The sequence below is a fragment of the uncultured Campylobacter sp. genome (assembly GCF_947255105.1).
In the GTDB taxonomy this organism is placed as follows: domain Bacteria; phylum Campylobacterota; class Campylobacteria; order Campylobacterales; family Campylobacteraceae; genus Campylobacter_B.
The window spans coordinates 113,557-127,847 of the sequence record NZ_CAMYFP010000002.1 but is presented as its reverse complement, the minus strand read 5'-3'; the positions used below and the strand labels follow the sequence as shown (position 1 = coordinate 127,847).

The following is a 14,291-nucleotide window of genomic DNA, read 5'->3' as shown; positions in this document are numbered from 1 at the left end:
ACCCTATCTTAAAGACTTTTTATACTTTTTTATGTCGTATTCTATTGGCATTCTTAAAATTATACTCTTTTTTCCACCCATTGTGCTTTTTGGCGGTTTTGGAAGAGGTGAAGAGAGTTTTAGTAGCTCCACTGCTGCTCTATTTAGCTCTTCAAATTTGGATTTTTTTGCTATCTTTACCGCGATAACTTTTCCATTTGCATCCATCTCTACAGAGAGCAAAACTCTTCCCTCTTGTGAGTTTGCAAGAGAAAAGAGTGGATATTTTTTCCTTTTGTTTAGATGAGCATTGACCAAGCCTTGCCAACTAGCAGTTTTACCATTGCCACTTCCTGGTGATGGTGATGATACTTTTTTACCACTTCCTTTAACTGGAACGCTTGAATGGCTACCTTTGGCTATGGAATTTACCTCTCCACTTATGTGAGAGATGGGCTTATTTTTGTCAAGCTCTCTTCTTTTTTTCTCCTTTTTTACACTCTTTTTTAGCTTATTTTTTTGCACTTTTTTAGCTATTTTTGGTGAAATTTTTTGGGCTTTTGCAATCTCTATCTCGCTTGGTATCTCCAAATCACTAATCGAGTTTGATATCTTTTCATCTTTTATAGGCTCTGTTATATCGCTCTTTGCCTCATCTATATCTGGTGATGCCTCATAATTTTGCATAGCTTTTATCTGATCTATACTAATCTCTTCAATCTTTCCAACTGGCAAATCAGAAACTATCATAACAGACTCAAAATCCCCTATATCGCCTATCTGTCCGCCGCTTAAACTTGGCTTATAAGGACTATACAAAAAGACAAATAGCACCGATGCGTGTAAAAAGAGCGAGCCGATAATGCCAGTGATGAGATTGCTATTTTGCATAGTATTAATTATCTAACTTTGATGAGAGCGCGATTTTGGAATATCCAAGTGTTTTTATGTTGTTTATGGCACCTATTAGCACTTCGTATTCTACGCTTTTATCGACATAAAAATAGATCACTTCGTCAAAATTTCCACCTGTCTTGGCAAATAAAATCTCCTTTAGGCTCTCCAAATTTATAGCTTCATCATCTAAAAATAGCTTATTTTCCCTATCAATCGATAAAATTAGTGGCTTTTTCTCTTTGTCTTGTTTTAGGTTTTGGCTTGATTTTGGAAGCTCAACCTTGACAGAGGTTGTCATAAGTGGCGTTACAACCATAAAAACAATTAGCAAAACCAACATTACATCGATAAATGGTGTTACATTTATCTCATTTAGCTCTTTTTGAATATCGTGCTTAATCATTTTTTATCCAAAGTTCTATCGGCGATGAGATAGATGGCAGTTGCAATCTCATCAATTTCATTTGCAAATTTGGCTGTTTTTCTTGTGATATAGTTATAAAAAAGCACAGCAGGAATTGCAGCAGCCAGTCCAAAAGCAGTGGCAAAAAGTGCCTCTGCGATACCTGGAGCTACCACGTCAAGTCCTGTGTCGTTGGAGTTTGCAATGCCAATAAATGAGTTCATTATCCCCCAAACAGTGCCAAAAAGTCCAATAAATGGAGCCGATGAGCCAATGCTTGCCAAAGCTATAGTCAAATTTCTAGCTTGAGAGATAGTTGAGTTTATCTTTATTTCAAAGCAGGCTCTAATCCTTTCTTTTGCACCATCCAAACCAAATGACTTTGTTATTTCGCTAGTGGCTTCGTTTTTAAAGAGCGTCATAAAACTTTTGCCACTTAAATTTGGTAAATCATCTAAAAAAACAGCGTCTTTTATATGGGCAAAATCGGACTTTATAATCTTTTGATAGGCTCTAAACTCAAAGATTTTTGCTAAAAAGATCGCCCAAGTAACAAAAGAAAAAATAACTAAAATATAAATAACAAATTTAACAACAAAATCGGCATTTTCATAAAGCCCATAAAGTGTAAAATCTACGCTTTTGATGGCTAAATCCGGAGCCTCTATACTCTGCAAACTATCGTTTTCATCTGTTTTTGGACTTAAATTTGACTCTGCTATATTGCTCTTAGCTGTTATGTTAGCTTCAACTATTGCCTTATTTGTGTCGTTTGCTTCATAACTAACATTTGTGCTGTTAGCTTCATTGCTGCTTAAGTTGCCCTCAATAGCCAAATTTGAGCCACCAATAGACTCATTTGCAAGACAAATTCCAACAACAATAAAAAAGCTAAAAAATATTTTTTTCATAAATCTCCTTAAAATATATACTCAACACTTCCAATGAATGTCCGCCCTCTTGCTTTATTGTCAAAAAGATGTACCTCATTCCAATTTTTATCATAAGTGAGCTGATTGGTTGTGTCATTAAATGCATTTAGCACATCCATATAATACCTGGCGTTACAAAGCTTTTATCATCGCTTTTTATCTCTTTTGCCGATACTTCAAGCGTATCAAAATCTATCTCTTTGCTTTGCACACTTAAGCACAGCACAAAGCCAAATAAAAATAGACCTTTTTTACTCATTTTTTCTCCCTGTTTAATTTATGAAATTTAATCAAATAATCTTGCTCTTTTTGGCTCTTGTCATCAACCTCTTCTTGCCAATATCCAAGACCAACAGAGATCATTTTTTTATTTTCGTTAAAGTCAAGTATGTGAAGTGGAACGCCAATTGTTTTATCAGTGTGATTTCGTCCAGCTATCAAAATGGCTAAATTTGAGCTATGAACTAGTTTATCGGCCATTCTTCGGTCTTTGAATTGTTGAATTTCAACCATTTTAGAGATAGTTTCGTTATCGTCATCGCTAAATTTATGAGAAACTTTTATAATATCAAAAAGGCTATCTTTTACCTTTTTTGCAGTAGAGTAGCTCCCATTTAAAGGCATTGCGCCCTTATAAATCGTAGCTATCTCATCATTTGTTATGTTGCCAGCAATTAGCTCCATATCGCTATAAAAAACACTCTCAACAATATCTTTATAGAAGTTATAATTCCATCTTTTATCCCAATCTATCGCCTTTTTCAAAGCTTTTGGCTTGATAGATTGGATGTTTTGTTTGGCTTTGTCTATTGAGTCTTGCCTATCTACACTAAGCATTTCAAAAACTACACTTAAATTTCTAAATTTATGAAGATCGTTTATGATTTTGTTTTGCATAAAGTGATGATATTTGTTGATGTGGTTTTCGCCAAGCATCACAATATCGCTTTTACTAAGTTTTGCGATAAACTCATCATAACTTATCGTCTTATTATCGTCCAAATTTACGATACTAAAATCACTATATGAAGCTGGAACATCTAATTGTTTGTTTACACATCCGCCAAATAAAACTAGCAACAAACTTAACAAAAATATTTTTTTCAAAAAAACTCCTTAAAATTTATAGACAATAGAGGCTATAAAACTTCGCCCTCTTGCTTTGTTGTCAAAAAGTGTAATATCGTTAGCTCCAACTTGCGATTCATTTGAGTTTAAGGTGTAGAGTGCGTCCATGTAGTTTTTGTCGGTCAAATTTTGCACTTCAAATTTAACTCTTAAATTGTCATTTGGCTCATAAATGGCATATAAATCGATAATTGTTGGCAGTTTTTGACTCAGCTGAGAAATATGGTGGATTGGTGTTAAAATCAGTTCTTGGATCTACTCTTTTTGCTCTGCCAGTGTATTTTATACTTGAGCCAAAAGTTAATTTTTCATCAAACAATCTTGTACCAATATCAAGCGTCGCATAGCTTCTTGGAAGCTCACTAAACTGCGTCTGTCCACCACCCATTCCCAAATGTCCTGCTATCTTTTGTGAGTCAGAGATCGGAAATTTTAGAGCTTTTTGATATGAGTAGCTTAAATTTGTATAAAAATACCCCACATCATAACTTGTCTCAACTTCAAATCCTTCAAATTTGGCTTTTGCATTATCTCTTGCAAAAAACATACCGCCAAGCAAAATAGCTCTATCATAGATGTAATTATCCATATTGAGTTTATAATAAATAATTTTTAGTCCAAAAGTATCATCATCTGCCAAAAGCCCGTGCATAAAAGAGTTAAATCCTACTTGAAAAGTCTTTGCACTCTCTGGCTTTAAGTTAGTATTGATGTTTGTATCATAAGCTCCACTTGTAAAGACCTCTTGAACATTTAAAGCTCTTGTTGCCTTTGTATAGCCGACAAATGGTATAAAATAGTTACTTAAATGCAAAGATGCTAAAAAAGAGTAGTTGAAATTTGTATCTTTCAAGGTTAAATTTCCCGCCTCTTTTGGATAGCAAAGATAGTTTTCATCAGAACACTTCCCTTTTTGTCCGCTTAGCTTAAACTTTTGTAAATTCAAATTTGCATCAAGGCTAAAATTATCATATAAAAAATAGTTATTAAGGTAGTAGTTATAAATCTTTTGTTGACCTTCTGGGATAAGACCAAATTCCGTTGTAAAAGTCTTCCAATCCTTATCATTTGTAATTCTTTGATAGTCATTATCCAAAAAACTCATTCCAAATTTGGCTTCATAGTATAAATTATTCAAAATATTAAACTTGGCTATATTGTTGATATCAAAGCTAAAAGCCCTGTTTTGCGACTCCATCATTCCCTCTTTATCTAAGACAAACCACCCAAGAGATGCGCCTTTATCAAAGTCTTGAGTGGATTTTTGATATGCAGTTATTAAGCCAATATCAATTAAATTGTTTTGCTTAAAGTTGTAGTTTAGTTGATAAGAGTCACTATTAATTTTTCTCTTTGCTAGATGGTTGTCATAATTTCTATATGAAAAAATCGCCCTATTTTTCTCGCCCTCAAACTCAAGTTTAAAAAGCCTGTTTTTAGGACTTTGTCTCATCATCTTTTCATCATTTAGCTGTTTTTTATCTCCACCGCCAACCTTATAATTTTGCTCTATTTTCTTGCCACTATACCCAAACAAAGTGCCAAATTTAAAGCCATTTTCAAACTCATATTTTCCAGCAAAACTCCCCATATAGCTTGGTCCAATTTTGTTGCTTCCATATGAATATTTACCTAAAAAGCCAAAATTCTTGCCAATTCTTACAATATCATCAACGCCAATTGTCCTAAAATCCACACTTCCTGCTGTGCCAAAATTTGCCCCACTAAATGTGCCTTTTTCAATTTCAAGCCCAACTAGAAAATTTTGATCAATCAACGCTCCGTGAGCTGAAGTCCCAATGTTTGTCGCAAAGCTATGAACTCCCGCACTTTGGTCGCTTGATGAGCCAAAATAGGTCTGAGTTACTCCATCTATCATAGTATTTACCCTACCAAATCCAGTTTGAGAGCGAATATTTACTGAAATTCCACCATTTGCCTCATCAACTTGTGTATAAGTCCCACTCATACTTCTTACCACACTATCAATATCTTTGGTTGATTTGGCTCCTATCTCATCGCCTTTTGTAGTAATGGCACCAGGCGTTAAATAACCCTTTTTGTCCTCATCTATCTTTTTGGCAGTGACTTCTATGGCAGAAAAGTCCAGTTCTTTAGCATTTAAATGCAGACTAAACATTAGAAAAACTGATATTAAGATTTTGTCATTAAGCAAATTTATTTTTTTAGTATATATGGCTACAACCTTTTATTTATTTGATTTAAAATAATTTTGAAAATTATTATAATAGTCTAAAACTTAAATTAGACTTTATAATTATAATTATAAATATTATCGTTTTTAAGATTAGTTCTATTTTTATAATTTGATCTGATAAATTTTTCTGCTTATTATAATCTTGATATTTATAATCATTTATTAAGAAAAGATTGGTTATATTTCTTGCCGTTAATATTTTATTTAGGATATGCGATGCAAAAAAAGATAGCTATAGCAGCAATTTTGGCAGTTGTAGTAACAATTTCCCTTGGAAATGAGGCTGATATTTCATTTGATGATATTACCATAACTGGACAACAGCAAATTTATCACGGTAAAAGTGAGCTTAAAACCTACACAAAAGCTGGCTCTTACTCATATGTAGATCAAACCCATATTCAAAGATTTCGCGGTAGTTCGGTTGGAGATTTTTTAAGTGGAATTCCAGGAGTTTTTGTTACAAACAAAAGAAACAGCGGTGCAATAACAGTTAACATTAGAGGTTTGCAAAATGAAAATAGAGTTCCTGTGATAATTGATGGAGCTTTTAGATCTACACCTTCTTGGCAAGGATATGCAGGATCTAGCACTAGGACTTATCTTGATCCGGATTTGTTATCTAGCGTCGAAGTGCAAAAAGGTGTAAGCTTTGGAGCTGATGGCGTTGGTGCAACTGGCGGAGTCATAAGAATGAAAACTATTGGTTGGGAAGATATTATACCTGATGATAAAGACTGGGGGTTTAGAATTGCAGGTGGCATAATGTCTAATACAAACAAAAAACCACCACTTTATACAAGAGGAGGATATCGCACAAAGTGGGTTGACAAGTGTAAAGATGAAGATGATGATGAGTGCAAGGCTTTTTTAAAAGATCATCCCCAAACATACGACACACCAGCAAGATATCAAAATGGAAATTTATTTCAAAATTTGGGAAAAAGCTGGAATGGAAGCTTGGCATTTGCAAAAAAATGGGAAAATGCAGATATAGTTTTGGGATATGCTAGAAAATATCAAGGAAACTACTTTGCAGGAAAGCATGGCTCAGCACCTAAAATCGTAGGAACGCAGAGCTCACAAAGATTTATCAATGGCAAGCCAAATCCAAATTTTAATGAGTTTTTACCAACAGAGATAGAAGATCTATCAAAATATGAAAAATACTACTCATCAAGACTGAAAAAATATACTATAGCTCCACAATCATACGACATAATATCTAAAAAACTTGTTTTTGATAAAAATAATTATACATATTATAGAGCTGGAGAAGAGGTCTTAAATACCTTTCAAGAAAACAAGTCATATTTAGCTAAATTAAATTTATATAACGATTTTCACACATTTAACTTTGCTTATAGCAGATATGAGTCAAATTTTGGCGAGCTTATGCCATCTCAAACTAGCATTAGAAGTGACGGAGCTTTGCAAGGCGAAGGCGGTGAAGTTATAGTTGACTCTTTTAGCACAGGATATAGATATAACCCTCAAAATCCTTATGTAGATCTGAAATTTAACACATTTTATACCAAAAATGACACATCATTGTATATGCCATTTATTGAAGATTTGATTGATTTGGATGAAAATTCTATGCACTCTAAATCAGACTCTAGATATGCATCTTTTCTAATCTCTAAGCAACTTGGCTTTAGCTTACAAAATACAAGCACAATTGAACTAATCAATCAGCCTTTAATGCTTAATTATGGAGTTTCTTATTTTTATGAAAGATTTACTCCGCCAAGCGATACAACAGATCGTCTTATAAAAAAGAATTATCCAAATATAAATAGTCCATTTGAATTGGCTAAAAAGGTTGCTAAAAAACTAAATATTGACCCAAATGATATTGTCTTACAAAATAATTCAGCTGTTGGAAAACTTTATGAAAGAGATGCAAGAAGAGATGAAATAAGTGCCTTTTTATGGGCAAAATATCCTTTTTTAGAGTGGTTGGAGGCTGATTTTGGTCTTAGATATATAAACGCAAGAATAAAAGATAACAATCCTCTAGAACAGTGTATAAATGGAGCTTGCTATGTGCGTAAAAATGGCGTATTAGTCTATAGTCCAACTAAAATTTACACCCCAGACATAAAAACAAATGCAATAAGCCCTGCTTTCATGCTAACCTTTAAGCCAAATGATAATGCAAATTTATATATAAAATATGCAAAAGCTGTGAGAAATCCAAGCCTTTTTCAAGCCACAAAGGGTTTTGGACAGCAAAATCAAGGCGAAAAAATTACGACTTTAAAACCAGAAGAGCACTTTGACTTTGAGGTTGGAGGAAACTTTTTATTTGAAAATTTAGGTGATTTTGATAATGTTTTAGGCTTGAAGCTTGCATTTTATAACAATTACACAAAAAACTATTTAACTCGCTCAAACATTATTGGAAGCAGCTTCCAACAAACTACAAATATAGAAAGTGCGCTGTTTAGAGGCCTAGAGAGTTCACTTTACTTTGACAATGGTGGATTTTATTCAAATTTAGGAGTAAATCAAATCTTACAAACAGAATTTTGCCAAAAAGATGAAAATCTACAACCTGGTGAGCAAAAATGCTATAAAGGTGGAATTGGTGGGTCAAATTTATCAAACGCAGTCCCTCCAAAAACGACACTCTATGCCAATGTTGGAACAAGACTTTTTAAAAAACAACTTGACATAGGCGCAAGATATAGCTACACAAGCAAAAGATTTGTCTCTATATGGCAGCCAACAGATACACCAATTGGAGAGACAAACAGTGCTGAATGGGACGCTTATTCTATAGTAGATATCTATGCAAAACATAACACAACTAAAAATTTAACAATCCTAGCGACAATTGACAACTTGACAAATAGATACTATTTAGACGCTAACAACATGGGTTTAACACCAGCTCCTGGAAGAACGTTTCATCTAAATTTGGACTATAAATTTTAATCTTTAAATTTAACCTATGTTTAAAATAGACATAGGTTAAATTGATTAAAACAGCAAAAAAAGTTGCAGTAAAAACAGGAATTTTCTCATCAAATAGCTATATACCACACTTTTTTCTTATTTTTTACATTATGCATAAGATTTATCGAATATTTTTAGAAAGATTATTTATAACTACACTTTTATAAATATCTGGTTTTAAATGATTGTATTTTCCATCAATATGAATGTAGATTTTAAAAGCTACTGCCTTTATTTAAGCATAAAGCTTTCATCTGCAAAGTTTTTAACATCATCTAGGTCGTGAGTAACTAAAATCGAAGTTATCTCAAGGCTATCTAAAATTTCTTTTATATCGGTTCTTATTTTTGTCCTTAAGCCTGCATCAAGAGCGCTAAATGGCTCATCAAGAAGTAAAAGTTTAGGTTTTATTGCTAACGCCCTTGCAAGTGCTACTCTTTGTTGTTGACCACCACTTAAAGCATGGGGATAAAGATCTCTATATTCACTCATTCTAATCAGCTCAAGCATCTCATCAACTCTTTTTTTATCATTTTTTATGCCAAAGCCTATATTTTGCCAAACCTTAAGATGTGGAAAAAGCGCATAGTCTTGAAAAAGATAGCCTATATTTCTTTTGTTTGGTGGTAAAAAAGTGATATTTTGACCATCTAGCCAGATCTCTCCACTATCTAAATTCTCAAAGCCACTAATTAGCCTTAAAATCGTGCTTTTACCACTTCCACTTTCGCCAAGTATTGCTAGACGTTTTCCTTTTTGCAAAGAAAAGTTTAAATTTGAGATTAGGTTTTGATCTTTTTTATATGAAAAAGAGATATTTTTTAGCTCTAAAAACACTATTTGTCCTTTAGTTTATTTAAAATTACCAGCAAAACTAAACTTATGCCAACAACCACAATAGCAGGAGCCGCACTTAAAGCTAGCTGCTCATCACTTGCATATCTATCCATTTCAAAAGCTAGAGTTTTTAAATTTGGCGGAGTCAAAAGCGAACTTAATGGAAGTTCTTTGATTATCTCGATAAAAACAAGTATAAATGAGCTTAAAATAGCTGGTTTTATCATTGGCAAATCTACCAAAAAAAATGTTTTTAGTTTTCCTTTTCCAAGGCTTAAAGAAGCTTCATAATATTTTTTTCCTTGTTGGTTGAGACTATTTTGAACTCCCATATATCCTAAAGACAAAAACCTAATCATATAAGCAAAGACCAAAACCAAGGGACTTAACGTTAAAAAAAGAGTTGCTTTCACATCTAAAAGCCGATATAGCCACTGCATTGACTTGTCAATATTTATAAATATAGCAAGCATTGAGATACCTACAACTGAGCCTGGAATGCTATAGCCAATATTTGCAAATGAAGTTGCTATCTCTTTGATCTTACCATCTTTTAGTCTCAAAGATTCGTTGATAAACAGAGAAAAAACTACTATCAGCATGGCTGAAAATGTTGTAAGTAAAATTGTATTTTTGCTTAAGCTAAAAAGCGAAATTAAATTTATATCGCTATAACTTTGATAAAGCCAGATAAAAATGTGAAGAAGTGGCAAAAACAAAGCTACAAATAAAAATAAAAAAATTAGACAAACAACAGCAATTTCACTCTTTTTACTTAATTTTTTAGCTCTTATCTTTTGTCTTTTTGTAACAGTTATGGAATATGGTTTTTGCAGTAACTTTTGAACTATTATGATAAAAAAGACTAAAAAAAGCAAAATCGAAGCAAGTTTTATAGCTGCATTTAAGTCGCCATACCCAACCCAAGCCTTATAAATTCCTGTGCTAAATACATGAAGTCCAAAATAGTTTGGCACTCCATAAGCGTTCAAACACTCCATCAAACAAAGCGTCATGCCGCTTATAATTGCAGGTTTGCTAAGAGGCAAGATGACTTTAAAAAAGGTTTTTACTTGAGTGCAACCTAAATTTTGCGATGCTTCTATATAGTTTTGCGGAAACCTTTTTAAAAATCCTCTTAAGATGATATAGACATATGGATAAAAAGCCAGTGTTAGCACAAAAATAGCACCGTAAATATTCATAATGTCAAAATGGGCTCTTATACCAAAATTTTGCCTTAAAAAAGTTACTAACCAGCCAGAATAGCTGAAAAAATCAACATAAATATACCCAAAAAGATAGCTAGGGATTGCAAATGGCAAAATAAGGGTAAATTTGAAGAAATTTTTAAATTTATACTCATAAAATGTCTCAAAATAGGCTAAAAAAGTTCCTATAATGCCTGTAAAAATTCCTGTAAAAAAAAGTATTATAAAGCTGTTTTTTATGTAAAATTTAAGCTGTGTTTTAAATAAAAATTCAGTCGATTCGTTTGTTTGGTTAAAGATCCCAAAAAATATATAGATAATTGGAAATATTACAAGAGCCAAACAGACAAAAGTAAAAATAAGAGGTGTATCACACCTCTTAAAGCGCTTCATCATACGCACTATTTCCACATTACCTCATCAGCTATCATTTGAGCTTTTGTGAGGTTTTTGCCTATTTCATCAAAATCAATCTTGCTTTTCTTAAACTCTCCCCATGATTTTACGATATCAGCAGGCTCTGCTTTTGGGTTGGCTGGAAACTCAAAATTTGTCTTAGCAAAAATTTCTTGTGCTTTTGGAGTTGTTAAAAACTCTATAAACTTAACTGCATTATCTTTGTTTTTAGCATATTTTGTAACACCAGCGCCGCTTAAATTGATGTGAGTTCCTCCATCGTTTTGGTTTGGAAAAAATACCTTTAAATCTCTAGCAACCTCTTGCTCTACTGGATCTTTTGAAACAGACATTCTACCCATATAGTAACTATTCATTATAGCCACACTTCCAACACCTGAAACTATGGCTTTTGCCTGATCTCTGTCATTTCCTTTTGGAGCTCTTGCAAAATTTGTAACCAAGCCTTTTGCCCACTCTTTTGTCTTTGCCTCGCCATCTTTTGCTATCAAAAAGGCTATTAGGTGTTTGTTATATGATGATGTTGATGAGCGAGTTAAAATTTTACCTTTAAATTTATCACCGCTTAACGCTTCATAGGTTGAGAGCTCTTTTTTGTCTATCTTCTTTGGATCATAAACCAAAACTCTAGCACGATATGTGACACCTACCCAGTTTTTATCTTTGTCCATCAAATCTAGCGGTATATTTTCATCTACAATTTTTGAGTTTATTGGCTGTAAAAGTCCTTTTTGCTTTACATTGTAAAGATCGCCAACACCAACTGTCATAAAAACATCAGCTATTGTATCCTTGCCCTCAAGCTCAAGTTTTTGAGTAATAGACTCTATCTTGTCTTGTATGACATTTACTTTGATGCCTGTCTCTTTAGTAAAAGCATCAAAAACCATCTTATCTGAGTCGTAATGTCTTGAAGAGTAGACATTTACAACAGAGTCTGCAAACAAAGAGCTTGCAACAATTAAAGCCGAAAAAATAATCTTTCTCATCTTTTTCCTTTATATAATGATATTTATTATTATAATTTATAATGGTAAATAAAAAATAATTTATAAATAGAATTTGGTGGTTTATTTTTTCTTTTTTACCATAAAGATAATAAATATCTGCAGAAATTTATTATTAAAAAATAGTTTTGATATTCAATAAAATTTGAATTATTTAAAATATTTTTTATACCAAATTTCTTTTTTAGTTCTATTAAATCAATAATAAAATAAATTAAATTTATATGAATTTATAATAAAATAGCTTGATTTTAGTCAAAATAGCTTAATTTATCATATTTTGGATCGTAGTTTTGTTTTGTAAATTTAATAAATTTTTCAATGTTTTCTTTTTTTGAACTATCTTTTTTATATATAAAGTAACTATAATTTTGCAAAGGATAGTTATCATCTTTTGGATGAGAAATTGTACCTTTATATTGTAAATAAGCTGAGTTTAAATTTTGTGTATAGTAGTAACTAGTGTATCCAATAGAATAAGGAGTTTGTTTTATAAAAAGAGCTAAATCTTTATTTCCCCTTTTTCCAATTCCTAGCTTAAAATTTATAAACTCACTGTTTTCTAAATTCCAAAAATCACTATTGTTTTTTAAAAAAGATGATATTGTAAATGTAGTACCAGATCCATCATATCTATGAAAAAAGATTATTTTTTCATTCGGTAGATTTAAATTTGGGTTTAAAAGAGCTATTTCTTTATCATTCCAAAACTTAATTTTTCCTATAAAAATTTTAGATATCAAATTTGGAGTTAAAACTAAATTTGATATATTTGGCAAATTATAACTTATGGAAATTGGACTTTTTATAAATGGTATAAACTCTAAACTGTCGTCTTTAAAAGCTATATCAACTATTGCGAAATCAGCTTTATTAAGCAAAACTTGTTTTATTCCGCCACTTGATCCAATTGGAAAATATAAAATTTCATTTTTAGTTTTTAATTTATATAAATTTGAAAGTTCAACCACTTTATCGCCTGCAAATGTTGCACCATATCCTTTAAGCTCATAAGCATTTAATAAATTTATGCATAAAAAAATAAAACTAAATTTAACTATTTTTCGCAGCATTGCTATCCTTAATTCCAAAAAATTTCATAAAAATAATTTTAACTTTTTGCATAATTTTATCAAACCAACTCTTTTTTTGAAGTAAAATCGAAATATTTATCCCATCTTTTTTTGTATAAATTCTACTAGCCCCATCAAAAACAGAAGTATAAAACTCATCTTCATCTAAAAGTTTTTCTTCAACTAAATCTTTTGTATCTATAAAAAGATCTATATCAATACCATATTTTTCTCCTAGCTTATTTAGCTCATTTCTTAAATTTACAATATCTTCGTGAAAATCTTTTTTTATCTTTTTTTTAATCACAAAAAGATCTATATCGCTACTTGGCTTTTGAGTTCCTTTGGCATAGCTTCCAAAAATCCAAATTTCTCTTGGGTTTAAAGATTTTAATTTTTTAATTAACTTATCTTGAATGCCCTTTGGCAAATGAGTATTATCCAAATTTTCCACCTACATACTCTTGTAAAAGTTTTTCTCTTGGGTTTTTAAATATTTGCTCAGTTTTGCCAAATTCTATTAAATCTCCTAAATACATAAATGCTGTATAATCACTAACTCTTAGAGCTTGTTGCATGTTGTGAGTTACAATGACAATTGTGTAGTTTTCTTTTAGTCTATATATAAGCTCTTCAATAGCTATTGTAGAGATTGGATCAAGTGCTGAAGTTGGCTCATCAAAAAGCAAAATATCAGGACTTACTGCAATGGCTCTTGCTATACAAAGTCTTTGTCTTTGACCGCCTGAAAGTCCTGCGGCATCATCATTTAATCTATCCTTTACCTCATCCCAGATATTTGCACCTTTTAAGGCACTTTCAGTGATTTGAGACAGTGTTTTTTTATCTTTTATGCCTTGAAGCTTTAAGCCATATTCAACATTATCTTTTATACTCATTGGAAAAGCAGTAGGTTGTTGAAAAATCATACCGATTTTTATCCTTAAATTTATCAAATCAATATTGCTGTTTAAAATATTTTCATCACAAAAAGAAATTTCACCCTCATAGCGATTTCCTGGATAAAGATCGTGAATTCTGTTAATTGACCTTAAAAGAGTTGATTTACCACATCCTGATGGACCGATTAATGCAGTTACTTTTTTATCAGCCACTGGCATGTTAATTTTATTTAAATTTGGTTTCTTGCTTCCTTGATACCAAAATGAGAAATCTTTTATGTTTAAAGCAAGATTTTCTTTAACTTCTGTTATTGTTGCCATAA

Annotated in this window: 14 protein-coding genes; 1 reads left to right on the top strand and 13 read right to left on the bottom strand. The window is 31.9% G+C overall.

Features of this window, described 5'->3' with window-relative positions; translation table 11 throughout:
- Nucleotides 1-3 precede the first annotated feature (3 nt).
- The 7 genes from Q0X52_RS02270 to Q0X52_RS02240 all read right to left on the bottom strand — a co-directional run bounded on the left by Q0X52_RS02270 (nucleotide 4) and on the right by Q0X52_RS02240 (nucleotide 5,479).
- Nucleotides 4-870 (bottom strand): energy transducer TonB, encoded by an 867-nt coding sequence (locus tag Q0X52_RS02270; protein WP_297574327.1) that lies wholly within the window; start codon nucleotides 868-870, stop codon nucleotides 4-6.
- 4 nt (nucleotides 871-874) lie between these two features.
- A complete protein-coding gene (locus Q0X52_RS02265) occupies nucleotides 875-1,279 on the bottom strand; it encodes a biopolymer transporter ExbD (RefSeq protein ID WP_297574324.1) in 405 nt (134 codons plus the stop codon).
- The gene (locus tag Q0X52_RS02260; RefSeq protein WP_297574317.1) at nucleotides 1,276-2,190 is read right to left on the bottom strand and encodes a MotA/TolQ/ExbB proton channel family protein; all 915 of its coding nucleotides are present in this window, start codon (nucleotides 2,188-2,190) and stop codon (nucleotides 1,276-1,278) included. The genes Q0X52_RS02265 and Q0X52_RS02260 overlap by 4 nt, the downstream gene beginning before the upstream one ends.
- A 127-nt stretch (nucleotides 2,191-2,317) precedes the next feature.
- Complete coding sequence (locus Q0X52_RS02255) at nucleotides 2,318-2,470, bottom strand: hypothetical protein (protein ID WP_297574314.1); 153 nt, start codon at nucleotides 2,468-2,470, stop codon at nucleotides 2,318-2,320.
- A complete protein-coding gene (locus Q0X52_RS02250) occupies nucleotides 2,467-3,318 on the bottom strand; it encodes a ChaN family lipoprotein (RefSeq protein WP_297574309.1) in 852 nt (283 codons plus the stop codon). The genes Q0X52_RS02255 and Q0X52_RS02250 overlap by 4 nt, the downstream gene beginning before the upstream one ends.
- 9 nt (nucleotides 3,319-3,327) lie before the next feature.
- Entirely contained in the window at nucleotides 3,328-3,474 is a 147-nt protein-coding gene (locus Q0X52_RS02245; RefSeq protein WP_297574307.1) for a hypothetical protein, read from the bottom strand.
- A 31-nt stretch (nucleotides 3,475-3,505) separates the two neighbouring features.
- Complete coding sequence (locus Q0X52_RS02240; RefSeq protein WP_297574305.1) at nucleotides 3,506-5,479, bottom strand: TonB-dependent receptor plug domain-containing protein; 1,974 nt, start codon at nucleotides 5,477-5,479, stop codon at nucleotides 3,506-3,508.
- Between the two features lie 294 nt (nucleotides 5,480-5,773).
- Between Q0X52_RS02240 and Q0X52_RS02235 the strand changes: the two genes are divergently transcribed.
- Complete coding sequence (locus tag Q0X52_RS02235; RefSeq protein ID WP_297574301.1) at nucleotides 5,774-8,500, top strand: TonB-dependent receptor; 2,727 nt, start codon at nucleotides 5,774-5,776, stop codon at nucleotides 8,498-8,500.
- A gap of 252 nt (nucleotides 8,501-8,752) precedes the next feature.
- Here Q0X52_RS02235 and Q0X52_RS02230 read toward each other — a convergent pair whose 3' ends face one another.
- The 6 genes from Q0X52_RS02230 to pstB all read right to left on the bottom strand — a co-directional run bounded on the left by Q0X52_RS02230 (nucleotide 8,753) and on the right by pstB (nucleotide 14,289).
- Complete coding sequence (locus Q0X52_RS02230) at nucleotides 8,753-9,358, bottom strand: ABC transporter ATP-binding protein (RefSeq protein WP_101637456.1); 606 nt, start codon at nucleotides 9,356-9,358, stop codon at nucleotides 8,753-8,755.
- Entirely contained in the window at nucleotides 9,358-10,980 is a 1,623-nt protein-coding gene (locus tag Q0X52_RS02225) for an iron ABC transporter permease (protein WP_297574296.1), read from the bottom strand. Before Q0X52_RS02225 ends, Q0X52_RS02230 begins: the two co-directional genes overlap by 1 nt.
- Nucleotides 10,971-11,975: a Fe(3+) ABC transporter substrate-binding protein gene (locus tag Q0X52_RS02220; RefSeq protein WP_101637458.1), complete on the bottom strand. Its 1,005-nt coding sequence runs from the start codon at nucleotides 11,973-11,975 to the stop codon at nucleotides 10,971-10,973. The genes Q0X52_RS02225 and Q0X52_RS02220 overlap by 10 nt, the downstream gene beginning before the upstream one ends.
- A 269-nt stretch (nucleotides 11,976-12,244) precedes the next feature.
- Nucleotides 12,245-13,066, bottom strand: coding sequence for a substrate-binding domain-containing protein (locus Q0X52_RS02215; RefSeq protein WP_297574291.1), 822 nt, complete (start codon nucleotides 13,064-13,066; stop codon nucleotides 12,245-12,247).
- The gene (locus Q0X52_RS02210) at nucleotides 13,047-13,520 is read right to left on the bottom strand and encodes a nucleotidyltransferase family protein (RefSeq protein WP_114675346.1); all 474 of its coding nucleotides are present in this window, start codon (nucleotides 13,518-13,520) and stop codon (nucleotides 13,047-13,049) included. Before Q0X52_RS02210 ends, Q0X52_RS02215 begins: the two co-directional genes overlap by 20 nt.
- On the bottom strand, nucleotides 13,504-14,289 hold the full coding sequence (pstB, locus tag Q0X52_RS02205) for a phosphate ABC transporter ATP-binding protein PstB (RefSeq protein ID WP_297574280.1): 786 nt from the start codon (nucleotides 14,287-14,289) through the stop codon (nucleotides 13,504-13,506). Before pstB ends, Q0X52_RS02210 begins: the two co-directional genes overlap by 17 nt.
- Between the last annotated feature and the right edge of the window lie 2 nt (nucleotides 14,290-14,291).

What these genes read in the sequence shown, in the direction of transcription:
- Q0X52_RS02215 (WP_297574291.1), bottom strand. Translation starts at nt 13,066, where the DNA reads ATGCTGCGAAAAATAGTTAAATTTAGTTTTATTTTTTTATGCATAAAT.
- Q0X52_RS02265 (WP_297574324.1), bottom strand. Translation starts at nt 1,279, where the DNA reads ATGATTAAGCACGATATTCAAAAAGAGCTAAATGAGATAAATGTAACA.
- Q0X52_RS02240 (WP_297574305.1), bottom strand. Translation starts at nt 5,479, where the DNA reads ATGTTTAGTCTGCATTTAAATGCTAAAGAACTGGACTTTTCTGCCATA.
- Q0X52_RS02260 (WP_297574317.1), bottom strand. Translation starts at nt 2,190, where the DNA reads ATGAAAAAAATATTTTTTAGCTTTTTTATTGTTGTTGGAATTTGTCTT.
- Q0X52_RS02220 (WP_101637458.1), bottom strand. Translation starts at nt 11,975, where the DNA reads ATGAGAAAGATTATTTTTTCGGCTTTAATTGTTGCAAGCTCTTTGTTT.
- Q0X52_RS02255 (WP_297574314.1), bottom strand. Translation starts at nt 2,470, where the DNA reads ATGAGTAAAAAAGGTCTATTTTTATTTGGCTTTGTGCTGTGCTTAAGT.
- Q0X52_RS02235 (WP_297574301.1), top strand. Translation starts at nt 5,774, where the DNA reads ATGCAAAAAAAGATAGCTATAGCAGCAATTTTGGCAGTTGTAGTAACA.
- Q0X52_RS02270 (WP_297574327.1), bottom strand. Translation starts at nt 870, where the DNA reads ATGCAAAATAGCAATCTCATCACTGGCATTATCGGCTCGCTCTTTTTA.
- pstB (WP_297574280.1), bottom strand. Translation starts at nt 14,289, where the DNA reads ATGGCAACAATAACAGAAGTTAAAGAAAATCTTGCTTTAAACATAAAA.